We start from the raw sequence: 13349 nt of genomic DNA, 5'->3' as shown, positions 1-13349 counted from the left end.
ACGCCTCTGTCGACCCTAGGTGGCCGAGGACAGCGGCGTAAGTGTACGTTTCATCCATATACAGGCGATGCCATGAAGGAAACGCACACCATGCCGGACGCCTCGGCACCCGCGGTCCCACCCACCCCGCCGGTCCCGCTCGCGGCGCTGCTGGCCCGGGAAGACCTCGGCCTCAGACAGCTCGCCGGCCCGGACGCCACCGGCGTCGTGATCCACTGGGCGCACACCTCGGAGATGGCCGACCCGTACCCGTACCTGCTGGGCGGCGAGCTGCTGCTGACGGCGGGGGTGCACGTGCCGGAGGCGGCCGGGGCAGGCACCTATTTCGACGACTACGTCTCCCGGATCGTCGCGGCGGGCGGGGCGGCCCTCGGGTTCGGGCTGGCGCCGGTGCACGACACGGTGCCGCGCGCCCTGGTCGCCGCCTGCGACGCCCAGGCGCTCCCCCTGCTGGAGGTGCCGCCCGAGACCACGTTCTCCGGGGTGGCCCGCGCGGTGTGGCAGCTGATGGCGCAGGCCCGGCTGGCGGAGCTGCGCCGGGTCACGGAGGCCCAGCAGAGCCTCGCCTCCGCCGCCTCCCGCCCCGATCCGGTGCCCTCGGTGCTGCGCCGGCTGGCCCGGCACCTCGACGGCCGGGCGGCGCTCTACGGCCCGGACGGCACCGAGATCGCGGCGGCGGGCGACCAGCCTCCTGAGCAGGTGCGGGCGGCGCTGGCGGGGCTCGCGGAAGTGGTCCGGCCCGACCGGGCCAAGGCCCCCTCGTCCGCCACCGACACCGTCTGCGGCACCCACCTGGCCGCCTACGCCCTCGGCGCCGGCCGGGGCTTCGTGCTCGGGGTCGCCTCGGTGCGGCGCGAGCCCGGGGACCACACCCTCGCCTCCGTCGCCGCCGTCCTCCTCTCGCTGCTCACCGGCGAGCATCACAGCGGGGCGGGGGCGGCCCGTTCGTCGGCGCTGGTGCGGCTGCTGCTGGGCGTCCCGCCCGCGGACGTCGCCCCGCTGCTCGGGGCGCAGCGGTGGGTCGTCGTACACGCGCGGCCCGAGGGGCAGGCTCCCGATCCCCTGGCGGCCTCCGCGCTCGGCGCCGCCCTCGGGTCCGCGCTGGCCGACCTGGCGGACGGTGTCGTACGGGTCCTCGTCCCGGCCGGCCGTGAGCCCGCCCCGCAGTCCGGCTGGGCCCTAGGGGTGAGCGCCCCCGTGACGCCGGACGACCTGCCGGCCGCCGACACCCAGGCGGCCCGTGCCCTGGCCCGGGCCCGTGCCACCCGTACCGCGCTGGTCCGGCACGGCGGCCGCCCGGGCCTGGCCGAGTTGGTACCGCCCGGCGAGGCCGAGGCGCACGCCCGTGCACTCCTCGGCCCGGTCTCGGGGAACGCCGCGCTCACCGAGACGCTGCGCACCTGGCTTTCCCTGCACGGCAGTTGGGACCGCACGGCGGTCGCCCTGTCGGTGCACCGCAACACCGTCCGGCAGCGGATCGCCCGCTGCGCGGCACTTCTGGACGCCGATCTGGACGACCCGGACGTCCGGATGGAGCTGTGGTTCGCCCTGCGGCACACATGAGGTGACCTGCTGAGTGACCCACGTCCCAGCGGGCGCCATGCCAGGGACGCGGACGGTCGCCTGCCTCACAATGGGAGGCATGCCGATACCCGGGACACCCAGCCGCGCCGAGCTCGTCGACCACCTTGTGAGGACCCGCATCGCGGGCGACGTCGCGACGCCCCGCGAGAACAACCTCTCCCACTACCGCAGGCTGGCCAACGGCGAGCGCAACTTCTGGCTCGGCCTGGAACTCGGCGACCGCTGGCGCGACGAGCAGGACGTGCTCGCGGTGATGGCGGAGCGGGTCGGTGTCAACGACGACGCGGAGTACCGGTACGGCCAGGACACCATCGATCCCGACCTGACCGTCGACGCCCTGGAGCGCCTGGCGGGACGGCTGCGCAAGGCCGCGGACGGGCAGCAGCGGGTGCTGTTCGCCACCGGCCACCCCGGTGGCCTGCTCGATGTGCACCGGGCCACGGCCGCCGCGTTGCGCGCCGCCGGCTGCGAGATCGTCGTCATCCCCGACGGGCTGCAGACGGAGGAGGGCTACGTGATGCAGTTCGCGGACGTGGCCGTCCTGGAGCACGGCGCCACCCTGTGGCACACCCACTCCGGGGAGCCGATGCGGGCCATTCTCACGGCACTTGAGCGCCAGGGCCGCCCGCTGCCCGACCTGGTCGTCGCCGACCACGGCTGGGCGGGGTACGCGGGACAGCACGGCGTCGACGCGGTGGGATACGCGGACTGCAACGACCCCGCCCTGTTCCTGGCCGAGTCGGAGGGCACCCTGCAGGTGGCCGTCCCGCTCGACGACCACGTGCTCAGCCCGCGCCACTACGACCCGCTGACGGCGTATCTGCTGGCGCAGGCGGGGCTGCCGGCGTCCTGAGCCGTCCCCGCCCCGCCGCGGGCCCGCGTCTCATCTGGGGACGCGGACGACGCCCTCCTGGATGACCGAGATGGCGAGCCGCCCGTCCTGGGTGTAGATGCGGGCCTGGCCGAGCCCGCGGCCGCCGTACGCCGACGGCGACTCCTGGTCGTACAGCAGCCACTCGTCGGCGCGGAACGGCCGGTGGAACCACATGGCGTGGTCCAGGGAGGCGCCGACGACGTCACCGACGGCCCAGCCGCCCCGCCCGTGCGCGAGCAGCACGGAGTCCAGGAGGGTCATGTCGGAGACGTAGGTGGCGAGGACGACGTGCAGCAGGGGGATGTCGATGGCGCCCTCGAGCTTGCCGCCCGCGCGGAACCACACCTGGGAGTGCGGGTCGCGCGGCTCGCCGAACCTCCCGTACGGCGGCTCGTCGACGTAACGCAGGTCGACCGCCTCGCGGGCCTCCAGGAACCGCTCCACGACCTGCGGGTCGAGATGGCCGTAGCCGCGCAGCCGCTCCCGCGAGGTGGGCAGGGTGACCGGGTCGGGTGCGGGCGGCATCGGGGTCTGGTGGTCGAGGCCGTCCTCGTACGTCTGGAAGGACGCCGACAGGGTGAAGATCGGCCTGCCGTGCTGGATCGCGACCACCCGGCGGGTGGTGAAGGAGCGGCCGTCGCGGATGCGCTCGACGTCGTAGACGATGGGCGCGCCGGGGTCCCCGAGCCGCAGGAAGTACGCGTGCAGGGAGTGGGCGGGCCGGTCCGCGGGGACCGTGCGCCCCGCGGCGACCAGCGCCTGGGCCGCGACCTGTCCGCCGAAGACGCGCGGGACGACGGCGGACCGGGACTGGCCGCGGAAGATGTTCTCCTCGATCTGCTCGAGGTCGAGCAGATCGAGGAGCTCCTGGAGTGCCTGGCTCATGGAGTCAGTTGTATAGGCCAGTGATTGCGGGCCGCTTACAGGCCCATGTCCTTGGCGATGATCGTCTTCATGATCTCGCTGGTGCCGCCGTAGATACGGTTGACGCGGTTGTCCGCGTACAGGCGGGCGATCGGGTACTCGTTCATGAAGCCGTAGCCGCCGTGGAGCTGGAGGCAGCGGTCGATCACGCGGTGGGCGACCTCGGTGCAGAACAGCTTGGCGGAGGCGGCCTCGGCGGGGGTGAGCTCGCCCGCGTCCAGGGCCTCCAGCGCGCGGTCGGCGACGGCCTCCGCCGCGTCGACCTCGGCCTGGCAGGCGGCCAGCTCGAACTTGGTGTTCTGGAAGGAGGCGACCGGCTTGCCGAAGACGGTCCGCTCCTGCACGTAGCTCTTGGCGAACCGGACGGCGGCCTTGGCCTGGGCGTAGGCGCCGAAGGCGATGCCCCAGCGCTCGGAGGCCAGGTTGTGGCCGAGGTAGTAGAAGCCCTTGTTCTCCTCGCCGAGCAGGTCCTCGGCGGGCACCTTGACGTCGACGAAGGCCAGCTCGGCGGTGTCGGAGGTCTTCAGGCCGAGCTTGTCGAGCTTGCGGCCGATGGAGTAGCCCTCGGACTTGGTGTCCACGGCGAACAGGGAGATGCCGAAGCGGCGGTCCTCGGCGGTGGGCGCGGAGGTGCGGGCGGCCACGATCACACGGTCGGCGTGCACACCGCCGGTGATGAAGGTCTTGGCGCCGTTGAGCACGTAGTGCGTGCCGTCCTCGGACAGCTTGGCCGTGGTCTTCATGCCCGCGAGGTCGGAGCCGGTGCCCGGCTCGGTCATCGCCAGCGCCCACATCTCCTCGCCGGTGACGAACTTCGGCAGGTAGCGCTTCTTCTGCTCGTCGGTGGCGAGCATCTTGATGTAGGGCAGGGCGAGCAGCACGTGCACGCCGGAGCCGCCGAACTGGACGCCCGCGCGGGCGGTCTCCTCGTAGAGGACGGCCTCGAACTTGTGGGTGTCCAGGCCCGCGCCGCCGAACTCCTCGGGCACGTTGATGCCGAATATGCCCAGCTCACCGAGCTTGTGGTAGAAGTCGCGCGGCGCCTGGCCCGCGGCGAACCACTCGTCGTAGACGGGGACGACCTCGGCCTCGATGAAGGCGCGGAGGGTCTCCCGGAAAGCCTCGTGATCCTCGTTGAACACCGTCCGGCGCACCGCGCCACCTCCACGTATCCCGGCATGTACTCAGCGCGTGTCTAAGCGCTTGCTCAGACCAAAGGTACCGGTGAGTACGAACCTGGTCCAGGGTGGGCCGGGCGTAACGCTCGTCACGCCGGGCCGGGCCGGTCCCCCGACGCCGCCGCGAGCGCCCCCCGCGCCATCCGGTGCAGCAGCGTCGCCGTGGTGCCCCGCCCCGGGAGGGAGCCGGCGCGGCCCAGGTGCGGTGTGGAGTTCAGCAGGCCGAAGACCGAGTGGACGGCCGAGCGGGCCGCCGGTTCGGCCAGCTCCGGGTAGACCTCGCGGACCACCTCCACCCACAGCTCCACGTACTGCCGCTGGAGCTGGCGGACCAGCTTCCGGTCGCTGTCGCGGAGGCGGTCCAGCTCGCGGTCGTGCAGGGTGATGAGGGGACGGTCGTCGAGCGCGAAGTCGATGTGCCCCTCGATGAGCGAGTCGAGGACCGCCTCCGGGGCAGCCGCGCCGTCGGCCTCCGCCAGGCGCCGCTTGGCCCCGGTCAGCAGCTGGCCGCTGATGCCGACCAGCAGCTCGGCGAGCATCGCGTCCTTGCCCGGGAAGTGGCGGTAGAGGCCGGGCCCGCTGATGCCGACCGCCGCCCCTATCTCGTCGACCCCGACGCCGTGGAAGCCGCGTTCGGCGAAGAGCCGCGCGGCCTCCTTGAGGATCTGCTCGCGGCGGGTGGAGGCGTCGGTTCTGGTGGCCATGAGCACAATTCTAGACAGCGAGGTTAGCGCTCGTTAACCTGAAGGAAATGGTTAACGCTCATTAACAGTCGATCACTGGGTGAGGGGACCGCAAGGATGCACGAGGCACCGGAGCTTCACAGCGCGGCAGACCCCGCGTCGGAGGCCTGGCGAGCCAACGAGGAAGCGCACCGCGCCCTCGTCGAGGAGCTGCGCGGCAAGCTCGCCGCGGCGGCGCTCGGCGGCGGCGAGAAGGCCCGCGCCCGCCACACCGCGCGCGGCAAGCTGCTGCCCCGGGACCGGGTGGACACCCTCCTCGACCCCGGCTCACCCTTCCTGGAGCTGGCCCCGCTGGCGGCCGACGGGATGTACGAGAACCAGGCCCCGGCCGCCGGGGTCATCGCCGGTATCGGTCGGGTCGGCGGGCGTGAGTGCGTGATCGTCGCCAACGACGCCACCGTCAAGGGCGGGACGTACTACCCGATGACGGTGAAGAAGCACCTGCGCGCGCAGGAGGTCGCCCTCGAGAACCGGCTGCCGTGCCTCTACCTCGTCGACTCCGGCGGCGCCTTCCTGCCCATGCAGGACGAGGTCTTCCCGGACCGGGAGCACTTCGGGCGGATCTTCTACAACCAGGCCCGTATGTCCGGCGCGGGGATCCCGCAGATCGCGGCCGTGCTCGGGTCGTGCACGGCGGGCGGGGCGTACGTCCCGGCGATGAGCGACGAGGCCGTGATCGTCCGCAACCAGGGCACGATCTTCCTCGGCGGGCCTCCGCTGGTGAAGGCAGCCACCGGCGAGGTCGTCACCGCCGAGGAGCTCGGCGGCGGCGAGGTGCACTCCCGGGTCTCCGGCGTCACCGACCACCTCGCCGAGGACGACGCCCACGCCCTCAGGATCGTGCGGGACATCGTCGCCACCCTCCCCGCGCGCGGGCCCCTGCCCTGGGAGGTCCGGCCCGCCGTCGAGCCGAAGGTGGACCCGTACGGGCTCTACGGAGCGGTCCCCGTCGACCCCCGCACCCCCTACGACGTCCGCGAGATCATCGCACGCGTGGTCGACGGCTCCCGGTTCGCCGAGTTCAAGGCCGAGTTCGGGCAGACCCTGGTCACCGGCTTCGCCCGGATCCACGGCCACCCGGTCGGGATCGTCGCCAACAACGGCATCCTGTTCTCCGAGTCCGCCCAGAAGGGCGCCCACTTCATCGAGCTGTGCGACCAGCGCGGGATCCCGCTGGTGTTCCTCCAGAACATCTCCGGCTTCATGGTCGGCAAGGACTACGAGGCCGGCGGTATCGCCAAGCACGGCGCGAAGATGGTCACCGCCGTGGCCTGTACGCGCGTACCGAAGCTGACGGTGGTGGTCGGCGGGTCGTACGGCGCCGGGAACTACTCCATGTGCGGGCGGGCCTACTCGCCCCGTTTCCTGTGGATGTGGCCGGGCGCGAAGATCTCCGTGATGGGCGGTGAGCAGGCCGCCAGCGTCCTCGCCACCGTCAAGCGGGACCAGCTTCAGGCGCGGGGCGAGGAGTGGCCCGCCGAGGACGAGGACGCCTTCAAGGCGCCGATCCGCGCGCAGTACGAGCGGCAGGGCAACGCCTACTACGCCACCGCCCGGCTCTGGGACGACGGGGTCATCGACCCGTTGGAGACCCGCCAGGTGCTGGGCCTGGCCCTGACCGCCTGTGCCAACGCGCCGCTTTCCCAAAGGGACTACACGGCGCCCCAGTTCGGCGTCTTCCGGATGTGAGGGGGGACTTGACGACCATGTTCGACACAGTGCTGGTGGCCAACCGGGGCGAGATCGCCGTACGCGTCATCCGTACGCTGCGGTCGATGGGCGTGCGCTCCGTCGCCGTGTTCTCCGACGCCGACGCCGACGCGCGGCACGTCCGGGAGGCCGACACCGCGGTGCGGATCGGTCCGGCGCCGGCGATCGAGAGCTATCTGTCGGTGGAGCGGCTGCTGGAGGCCGCCGCCCGCACGGGCGCGCAGGCCGTGCACCCCGGATACGGCTTCCTCGCGGAGAACGCGGGCTTCGCGCGTGCCTGCGAGGAGGCGGGGCTGGTCTTCATCGGGCCACCTGGGGACGCGATCGCCCTGATGGGCGACAAGATCCGGGCCAAGGAGACGGTGCAGGCCGCCGGGGTGCCGGTCGTGCCCGGCGGGCGGGACCCCGAACTGGCGGAGGCGGCGCGCTCGCTGGGGGCGCCGGTCCTGCTCAAGCCGTCGGCCGGCGGGGGCGGCAAGGGCATGCGTCTGGTGCGGGACCTGGCCGTGCTGGACGAGGAGATCGCCGCGGCCCGCCGCGAGGCCCGCGCCTCCTTCGGCGACGACACGCTGCTCGTGGAGCGGTGGGTTGACCGGCCGCGGCACATCGAGATCCAGGTGCTGGCCGACGGGCACGGGAACGTCGTCCACCTGGGCGAGCGCGAGTGCTCTCTGCAGCGGCGGCACCAGAAGATCATCGAGGAGGCGCCGAGCGTGCTCCTCGACGAGAAGACCCGGGCCGCGATGGGCGAGGCCGCCGTGCAGGCGGCACGTTCGTGCGGGTACCGGGGCGCGGGCACGGTGGAGTTCATCGTCCCCGGCGAGGACCCCTCCTCGTACTACTTCATGGAGATGAACACCCGCCTCCAGGTGGAGCACCCGGTCACCGAACTCATCACCGGGCTCGACCTGGTGGAGTGGCAGCTGCGGGTCGCGGCGGGCGAGCGGCTGCCGTTCGGGCAGGACGACATCACCCTCACCGGGCACGCCGTCGAGGCCCGGCTGTGCGCCGAGGACCCCGCGCGCGGGTTCCTGCCCACGGGCGGCACGGTGCTCAGGCTGCACGAGCCCCAGGGCGACGGCGTCCGCACCGACTCCGGGCTCAGCGAGGGCACCGAGGTCGGCAGCCTGTACGACCCGATGCTGTCCAAGGTGATCGCGTACGGGCCGGACCGCGCGACCGCGCTGCGGAAGCTGCGGGCCGCCCTCGCGGAGACGGTCACGCTGGGCGTGCAGACCAACGCCGGGTTCCTGCGGCGGCTGCTGGCCCACCCGGCGGTCGTCGCGGGCGAGCTGGACACCGGGCTGGTCGAGCGGGTGGTGGACGAGCTGGTTTCGACGGACGTGCCCGAGGAGGTGTACGAGGCGGCGGCGGCCGTACGGCTGGAGGCGCTCAGGCCCTCCGGCGAGGGCTGGACGGACCCGTTCTCGGTGCCGAGCGGCTGGCGGCTGGGCGGTACACCGAAGCCGGTGGGCTTCCACCTGCGGGTGCAGGACCCGGTGGAGTACGTCCCGCGCGGCACGCACACCGTCACCGGCGACCGGGTCGCCGTCACCCTCGACGGCGTCCGCCACACCTTCCACCGGGCCGCCGACTGGCTCGGCCGCGACGGCGACGCCTGGCAGGTGCGCGACCACGACCCGGTGGCGGCGTCCCTCACCCGGTCCGCGCACGCGGGCGCCGACTCGCTCACCGCGCCCATGCCGGGCACCGTGACGGTGGTGAAGGTCGCCGTCGGCGACGAGGTCACCGCGGGCCAGAGCCTGCTCGTGGTCGAGGCGATGAAGATGGAGCACGTCATCTCCGCCCCGCACGCCGGCACGGTCGCCGAACTGGACGTGCGGCCCGGCACGGCGGTCGCCATGGACCAGGTGCTGGCCGTCATCGCACCGCACGAGGAGGTGGCGGAATGACCGCCGACGGACTCCCCATGAACGTACCGGCCCAGGATCTGCCCGCCCGGGTGCGGATCCACGAGGTCGGTGCGCGCGACGGCCTGCAGAACGAGAAGACGGCCGTGCCCACCGAGGTCAAGGCGGAGTTCATCCGCCGGCTCGCCGGAGCGGGCCTCACCACCATCGAGGCGACGAGCTTCGTCCACCCCAACTGGGTGCCCCAACTGGCCGACGCCGAGCAGCTCTTCCCGCTCGTCGCCGATCTGGACGTGGCACTGCCCGTGCTGGTGCCCAACCAGCGCGGCCTGGACCGCGCCCTCGCGCTCGGCGCCCGCCGCGTCGCCGTCTTCGCCAGCGCCACCGAGTCCTTCGCGAAGGCCAACCTCAACCGCACCCTCGACGAGTCCCTGGCCGTGTTCGAACCGGTGGTCCGGCACGCCAAGGACGGGCGCGTGCACGTACGCGGGTACGTGTCGATGTGCTTCGGCGACCCCTGGGAGGGCGCCGTGCCCATCCACCAGGTGGTGCGCGTGTGCAAGGCGCTGACCGACATGGGCTGCGACGAGCTGAGCCTCGGCGACACCATCGGGGTCGCCACGCCCGGCCATGTCCTGGAGCTCCTGGCCTCCCTCAACGAGGCGGGCGTGCCGACGAACGTGATCGGCGTGCACTTCCACGACACCTACGGCCAGGCCCTCGCCAACACCTACGCCGCACTGCAGCACGGCGTCACCACGGTCGACGCCTCCGCCGGGGGCCTCGGCGGCTGCCCGTACGCAAAGTCCGCCACCGGGAACCTCGCCACCGAAGACCTCGTGTGGATGCTCCACGGCCTCGGCATCGAGACCGGGGTCGACCTCGGCCGTCTCACCGCCACCAGCGTGTGGATGGCCGAACAGCTGGGCCGGCCCAGCCCGTCCCGCACCGTTCGTGCTCTCTCCCACAAGGACCAGTGATCGCCATGGACCACCGCCTCTCCCCTGAGCTGGAGGAACTCCGCCGCACGGTGGAGGAGTTCGCCCACGACGTCGTGGCGCCGAAGATCGGTGACTTCTACGAGCGGCACGAGTTCCCTTACGAGATCGTCCGTGAGATGGGCCGGATGGGCCTGTTCGGCCTGCCGTTCCCCGAGGAGTACGGCGGCATGGGCGGCGACTACCTGGCGCTGGGCATCGCCCTGGAGGAGCTGGCCCGGGTGGACTCCTCGGTGGCCATCACCCTGGAGGCGGGCGTCTCCCTGGGCGCGATGCCGGTCCACCTCTTCGGCACCGAGGAACAGAAACGCGAGTGGCTGCCCCGCCTCTGCTCGGGCGAGATCCTGGGCGCGTTCGGCCTGACGGAACCGGACGGCGGCAGCGACGCGGGTGCCACCCGTACGACGGCCCGCCTCGACCCGGACACCGACGAGTGGGTGATCAACGGCAGCAAGTGCTTCATCACCAACTCGGGCACGGACATCACGGGGTTGGTCACGGTCACGGCGGTGACCGGCCGCAAGCCGGACGGCAAACCACGGATCTCCTCGATCATCGTCCCGTCCGGCACCCCGGGCTTCACGGTGGCCGCCCCCTATTCCAAGGTCGGCTGGAACGCCTCCGACACCCGCGAGCTGTCCTTCGCCGACGTCCGCGTCCCGGCCGCCAACCTCCTGGGCGAGGAGGGCCGGGGCTACGCCCAGTTCCTGCGCATCCTCGACGAGGGCCGCATCGCCATCGCGGCCCTGGCGACCGGTCTGGCCCAGGGCTGCGTGGACGAGTCGGTCAAGTACGCCAAGGAACGCCACGCCTTCGGCAGGCCCATCGGCGCCAACCAGGCCGTCCAGTTCCGAATCGCCGACATGGAGATGAAGGCCCACACCGCCCGCCTGGCCTGGCGCGACGCGGCGAGCCGCCTGGTCATGGGCGAGCCCTTCAAGAAGGAGGCGGCCCTGGCCAAGCTGTACTCCTCCACGATCGCCGTGGACAACGCCCGCGACGCCACCCAGATCCACGGCGGCTACGGCTTCATGAACGAGTACCCGGTCGCCCGCATGTGGCGCGACTCCAAGATCCTGGAGATCGGCGAGGGCACGAGCGAGGTCCAGCGGATGCTGATCGCCCGGGAGTTGGGGCTGGCGGGCTGAGACTGGGCGACCACGGGTGACAACACGTTGGCCGGCCGGCACCGTGCTGCGATGATGCCCCTCTTTGCCCAGGCGGAGGATCATTGTTCGTTTTCGCGTGTGCGGGGTGTGGCGCTCATCTGACCGCGCCGCTGTCCGAGGTCGCCCTGCCGGCCCATGCCCATCAGAAGTACGGGAACGGGATTCAGCTCCCGGTGCTCATGGAGTCCGGCACGTTCGCGGTGGATCCGGAGCCCTGGGGGCCGCCGTGGCGGAGGTGGGAGGAGATCGGTCCGGACGAGGCCGCGGCCCGCGGCGTCTACGCGCCGGTGTACGCCCTGTCCGACGGCGTGCCCGGCGCGATCGTCATCGCACCCGGGGATGCCCGCGGCACGCGGCTGATCCCGGAGAAGCGCGGTGGTGCCTGCTGCGGCCTCGACGGAGCCGACGGCCCCAACATGGTCTGCGAGACGTGCGGCCTGCCCGTGGCGAGCAGGATCGACGACTGCTCGCTCTGGCAGGCGGTGTGGCTCTCCCCGGACGCCGTGCACCGCCTCCTCGTCGACGGCACCGATGCCGCCCCGCTCTCCTGGGAGGAGTTGATGGCGGAGGGGAAGCGCACGCCCCCGTTCGAGCCGATGGCGACGTGGGGAGGGCGGCTCGGGACGAGCCACTACTGGTCATGGAGTCCGCGGTGGGAGGCGGCAGCCGGCCGGGCGCTCGCCCACCTGCTGGCGGCCTCGCACGGCGGGCCGGTGACCGTCCCGGGCGGCCTGACCGAGGAGGTGTTCCAACGCACTCTCGACGTCCTGTTGCCCGCGGGCCCACCGGCGCGGCGTGCCGTCCTGGCGGGTCCGGGAATGTCCGCCCCCGACGCGGGCGTCGACATCGTCCTCGTGCCGGTCCACCCGCAGACGGGGCAGACCTGGGTCCCCGCCGGCCCGGCCGCATCGGCGTACCCGGTGCCGCTGCCGTTCGGGGTGTGGCTGTCGCCGGCCTTCCCCCGGCCGCACCTGCCCGTTCCCACGCCGGGCGCCGTACCCGACGGCGTCCTGCGCGACGACCCGCCACCGCCACGCCCTCATCGCCTGTTCCGGGCCGACTGGGGAACGTTCCACCACACCCTGGTCCGACTACCGGCCGTCCGCAGCGCGTGGCTGCGCGAGATACTCGAAAGCCTCACCCAGCACATGCGCACCCGCCTCTTCTAGGGCGTGTCGTGGAAGTGGGAGTGGGACTCACGGTGTGCACGAAATTGTTGGGCGGCCACGGATGTTGATCACGTCATGACTCAAGGACCAGCGCCTCGCCCCCTGTCCGACGAAGCCCTCTCCCACCTGCTCGGCAAGCAGCAGTTCGGCACGCTCGCCACCGTCAAGCGCAGTGGACATCCGCACCTGACCACCATGCTGTACAGCTGGGACCCCGAGGCCCGCATCGTGCGGTTCTCCACGACGGCCGACCGCATCAAGGTCGGGCACCTGCGACGCGATCCGCGTGCCTCGCTGCATGTGCAGGGCGGCGACGTGTGGTCGTTCGCCGTCGCCGAAGGGGAGGCCGAGGTCTCCGAGATCACGACGGTTCCTGGCGACGCGGTCGGCCGGGAACTGCTCGGAATGATCCCGCAGGCTGCGAAGCCGGAGGATGAGGACGCGTTTCTGGAGCAGTTGGTTGCCGAGCGCCGAGTGGTCATCCGGTTGAAGGTGGACCGGCTGTACGGAACAGCACTCGACATCAACGGCTAGAACGAGAGCGTGCACGCCCCTTGCCCCGCTGGGCGCCGGGGTCAGGCGAGGGGCTCGTGGTTGACCCAGATCGCCTTGTACGGGCGGCGGGCCTGCGCCCCCGCCCCCGGCAGGAGCCCCTGCCCCCGTGGGGAGCCCGGGAGGTCCGAACCTATCTCCGTTCAGCCGGCGTTCGCGATGGTGCCGCTGCCGATGCCGCCGTCGGCGCCTGCAAGGGCCTGCCCATGTGGGCCCAGGCCGCAGCCGCCGAACTGCGTCACGGCACCGATCCCGCGGCCCTTGAGGAGGCCACCGCCCGCGGCCAGGCCCACACCTGGCTCGCCCAGGCCGGCGTCCGCGAGCTGCGCGAGGTCGTCGTAGAGCTCCGGCGGATACCCGGGCCTGGCCCGGTCGTACAGCTCCGCGTCCTCGTCGAACGTCCGGCTGAGGCGCACCCGCCGTGATTCCTCGGGCCGGTCGTCGCGCCCTGCGGGCGTGGTGTCGTCGGGCATACCGGGCAGGCTAGGGCCTGTCCGGCGGATCAGGTCGCAGGGCACGGGCGGTGCCTCATCGGCGCTGGTGAGCGGGGCGAATGGGGGTGCCCCCGCGCGAGCTC

At 72.3% G+C, this 13349-nt stretch carries 12 protein-coding genes; 8 read left to right on the top strand and 4 right to left on the bottom strand.

The features are described 5' to 3' along the window. Positions 1-72: 72 nt before the first annotated feature. Positions 73-1563, top strand: a complete 1491-nt coding sequence (locus tag ACFY0F_RS00060; RefSeq protein WP_388786487.1) for a PucR family transcriptional regulator ligand-binding domain-containing protein — start codon at positions 73-75, stop codon at positions 1561-1563. Between the two features lie 79 nt (positions 1564-1642). Beyond that, positions 1643-2437, top strand: a complete 795-nt coding sequence (locus tag ACFY0F_RS00055; RefSeq protein WP_388786484.1) for a phosphatase — start codon at positions 1643-1645, stop codon at positions 2435-2437. Positions 2438-2467: 30 nt separating this feature from the next. Here the strand turns inward: ACFY0F_RS00055 and ACFY0F_RS00050 are convergent, their stop codons facing one another. The 3 genes from ACFY0F_RS00050 to ACFY0F_RS00040 form a co-directional block, all read right to left on the bottom strand. Further along, positions 2468-3343 carry an acyl-CoA thioesterase gene (locus ACFY0F_RS00050; RefSeq protein WP_388786481.1) on the bottom strand — a complete coding sequence of 292 codons (876 nt, stop codon included), beginning with the start codon at positions 3341-3343 and terminating at the stop codon, positions 2468-2470. A 35-nt stretch (positions 3344-3378) separates the two neighbouring features. Beyond that, positions 3379-4536: an acyl-CoA dehydrogenase family protein gene (locus ACFY0F_RS00045; protein WP_388786479.1), complete on the bottom strand. Its 1158-nt coding sequence runs from the start codon at positions 4534-4536 to the stop codon at positions 3379-3381. Positions 4537-4649: 113 nt separating this feature from the next. Continuing rightward, positions 4650-5264 carry a TetR/AcrR family transcriptional regulator gene (locus tag ACFY0F_RS00040; protein ID WP_388786476.1) on the bottom strand — a complete coding sequence of 205 codons (615 nt, stop codon included), beginning with the start codon at positions 5262-5264 and terminating at the stop codon, positions 4650-4652. Between the two features lie 96 nt (positions 5265-5360). Between ACFY0F_RS00040 and ACFY0F_RS00035 the strand changes: the two genes are divergently transcribed. The 6 genes from ACFY0F_RS00035 to ACFY0F_RS00010 all read left to right on the top strand — a co-directional run bounded on the left by ACFY0F_RS00035 (position 5361) and on the right by ACFY0F_RS00010 (position 12754). Then, positions 5361-6992 carry a carboxyl transferase domain-containing protein gene (locus tag ACFY0F_RS00035; protein ID WP_388786473.1) on the top strand — a complete coding sequence of 544 codons (1632 nt, stop codon included), beginning with the start codon at positions 5361-5363 and terminating at the stop codon, positions 6990-6992. Positions 6993-7009: 17 nt separating this feature from the next. Further along, the gene (locus ACFY0F_RS00030; RefSeq protein WP_388786470.1) at positions 7010-8926 is read left to right on the top strand and encodes an acetyl/propionyl/methylcrotonyl-CoA carboxylase subunit alpha; all 1917 of its coding nucleotides are present in this window, start codon (positions 7010-7012) and stop codon (positions 8924-8926) included. Continuing rightward, positions 8923-9864 carry a hydroxymethylglutaryl-CoA lyase gene (locus ACFY0F_RS00025; RefSeq protein WP_388786467.1) on the top strand — a complete coding sequence of 314 codons (942 nt, stop codon included), beginning with the start codon at positions 8923-8925 and terminating at the stop codon, positions 9862-9864. Before ACFY0F_RS00030 ends, ACFY0F_RS00025 begins: the two co-directional genes overlap by 4 nt. Before the next feature lie 5 nt (positions 9865-9869). After that, the gene (locus ACFY0F_RS00020) at positions 9870-11030 is read left to right on the top strand and encodes an acyl-CoA dehydrogenase family protein (RefSeq protein WP_388786465.1); all 1161 of its coding nucleotides are present in this window, start codon (positions 9870-9872) and stop codon (positions 11028-11030) included. A gap of 83 nt (positions 11031-11113) precedes the next feature. Continuing rightward, positions 11114-12220 carry a hypothetical protein gene (locus ACFY0F_RS00015; protein WP_388786462.1) on the top strand — a complete coding sequence of 369 codons (1107 nt, stop codon included), beginning with the start codon at positions 11114-11116 and terminating at the stop codon, positions 12218-12220. Between the two features lie 75 nt (positions 12221-12295). Further along, a complete protein-coding gene (locus ACFY0F_RS00010) occupies positions 12296-12754 on the top strand; it encodes a PPOX class F420-dependent oxidoreductase (RefSeq protein WP_388786460.1) in 459 nt (152 codons plus the stop codon). A 161-nt stretch (positions 12755-12915) separates the two neighbouring features. On the opposite strand, the gene ACFY0F_RS00005 is transcribed toward ACFY0F_RS00010, so the two are convergent. Next, a complete protein-coding gene (locus ACFY0F_RS00005; RefSeq protein ID WP_388786458.1) occupies positions 12916-13245 on the bottom strand; it encodes a hypothetical protein in 330 nt (109 codons plus the stop codon). Positions 13246-13349: the final 104 nt, after the last annotated feature.

The organism is Streptomyces sp. NPDC001544, assembly GCF_042894285.1.
Lineage (GTDB): Bacteria > Actinomycetota > Actinomycetes > Streptomycetales > Streptomycetaceae > Streptomyces.
Note: the sequence above shows the minus strand (reverse complement) of the source record. Positions and strands in the feature narration are given on the sequence as shown.

Excerpts from the sequence above, each read along its gene's own strand:
- ACFY0F_RS00025 (WP_388786467.1), top strand. The coding sequence starts at position 8,923 with ATGACCGCCGACGGACTCCCCATGAACGTACCGGCCCAGGATCTGCCC.
- ACFY0F_RS00035 (WP_388786473.1), top strand. The coding sequence starts at position 5,361 with ATGCACGAGGCACCGGAGCTTCACAGCGCGGCAGACCCCGCGTCGGAG.
- ACFY0F_RS00030 (WP_388786470.1), top strand. The coding sequence starts at position 7,010 with ATGTTCGACACAGTGCTGGTGGCCAACCGGGGCGAGATCGCCGTACGC.
- ACFY0F_RS00005 (WP_388786458.1), bottom strand. The coding sequence starts at position 13,245 with ATGCCCGACGACACCACGCCCGCAGGGCGCGACGACCGGCCCGAGGAA.
- ACFY0F_RS00050 (WP_388786481.1), bottom strand. The coding sequence starts at position 3,343 with ATGAGCCAGGCACTCCAGGAGCTCCTCGATCTGCTCGACCTCGAGCAG.
- ACFY0F_RS00020 (WP_388786465.1), top strand. The coding sequence starts at position 9,870 with ATGGACCACCGCCTCTCCCCTGAGCTGGAGGAACTCCGCCGCACGGTG.
- ACFY0F_RS00055 (WP_388786484.1), top strand. The coding sequence starts at position 1,643 with ATGCCGATACCCGGGACACCCAGCCGCGCCGAGCTCGTCGACCACCTT.
- ACFY0F_RS00040 (WP_388786476.1), bottom strand. The coding sequence starts at position 5,264 with ATGGCCACCAGAACCGACGCCTCCACCCGCCGCGAGCAGATCCTCAAG.
- ACFY0F_RS00010 (WP_388786460.1), top strand. The coding sequence starts at position 12,296 with ATGACTCAAGGACCAGCGCCTCGCCCCCTGTCCGACGAAGCCCTCTCC.
- ACFY0F_RS00060 (WP_388786487.1), top strand. The coding sequence starts at position 73 with ATGAAGGAAACGCACACCATGCCGGACGCCTCGGCACCCGCGGTCCCA.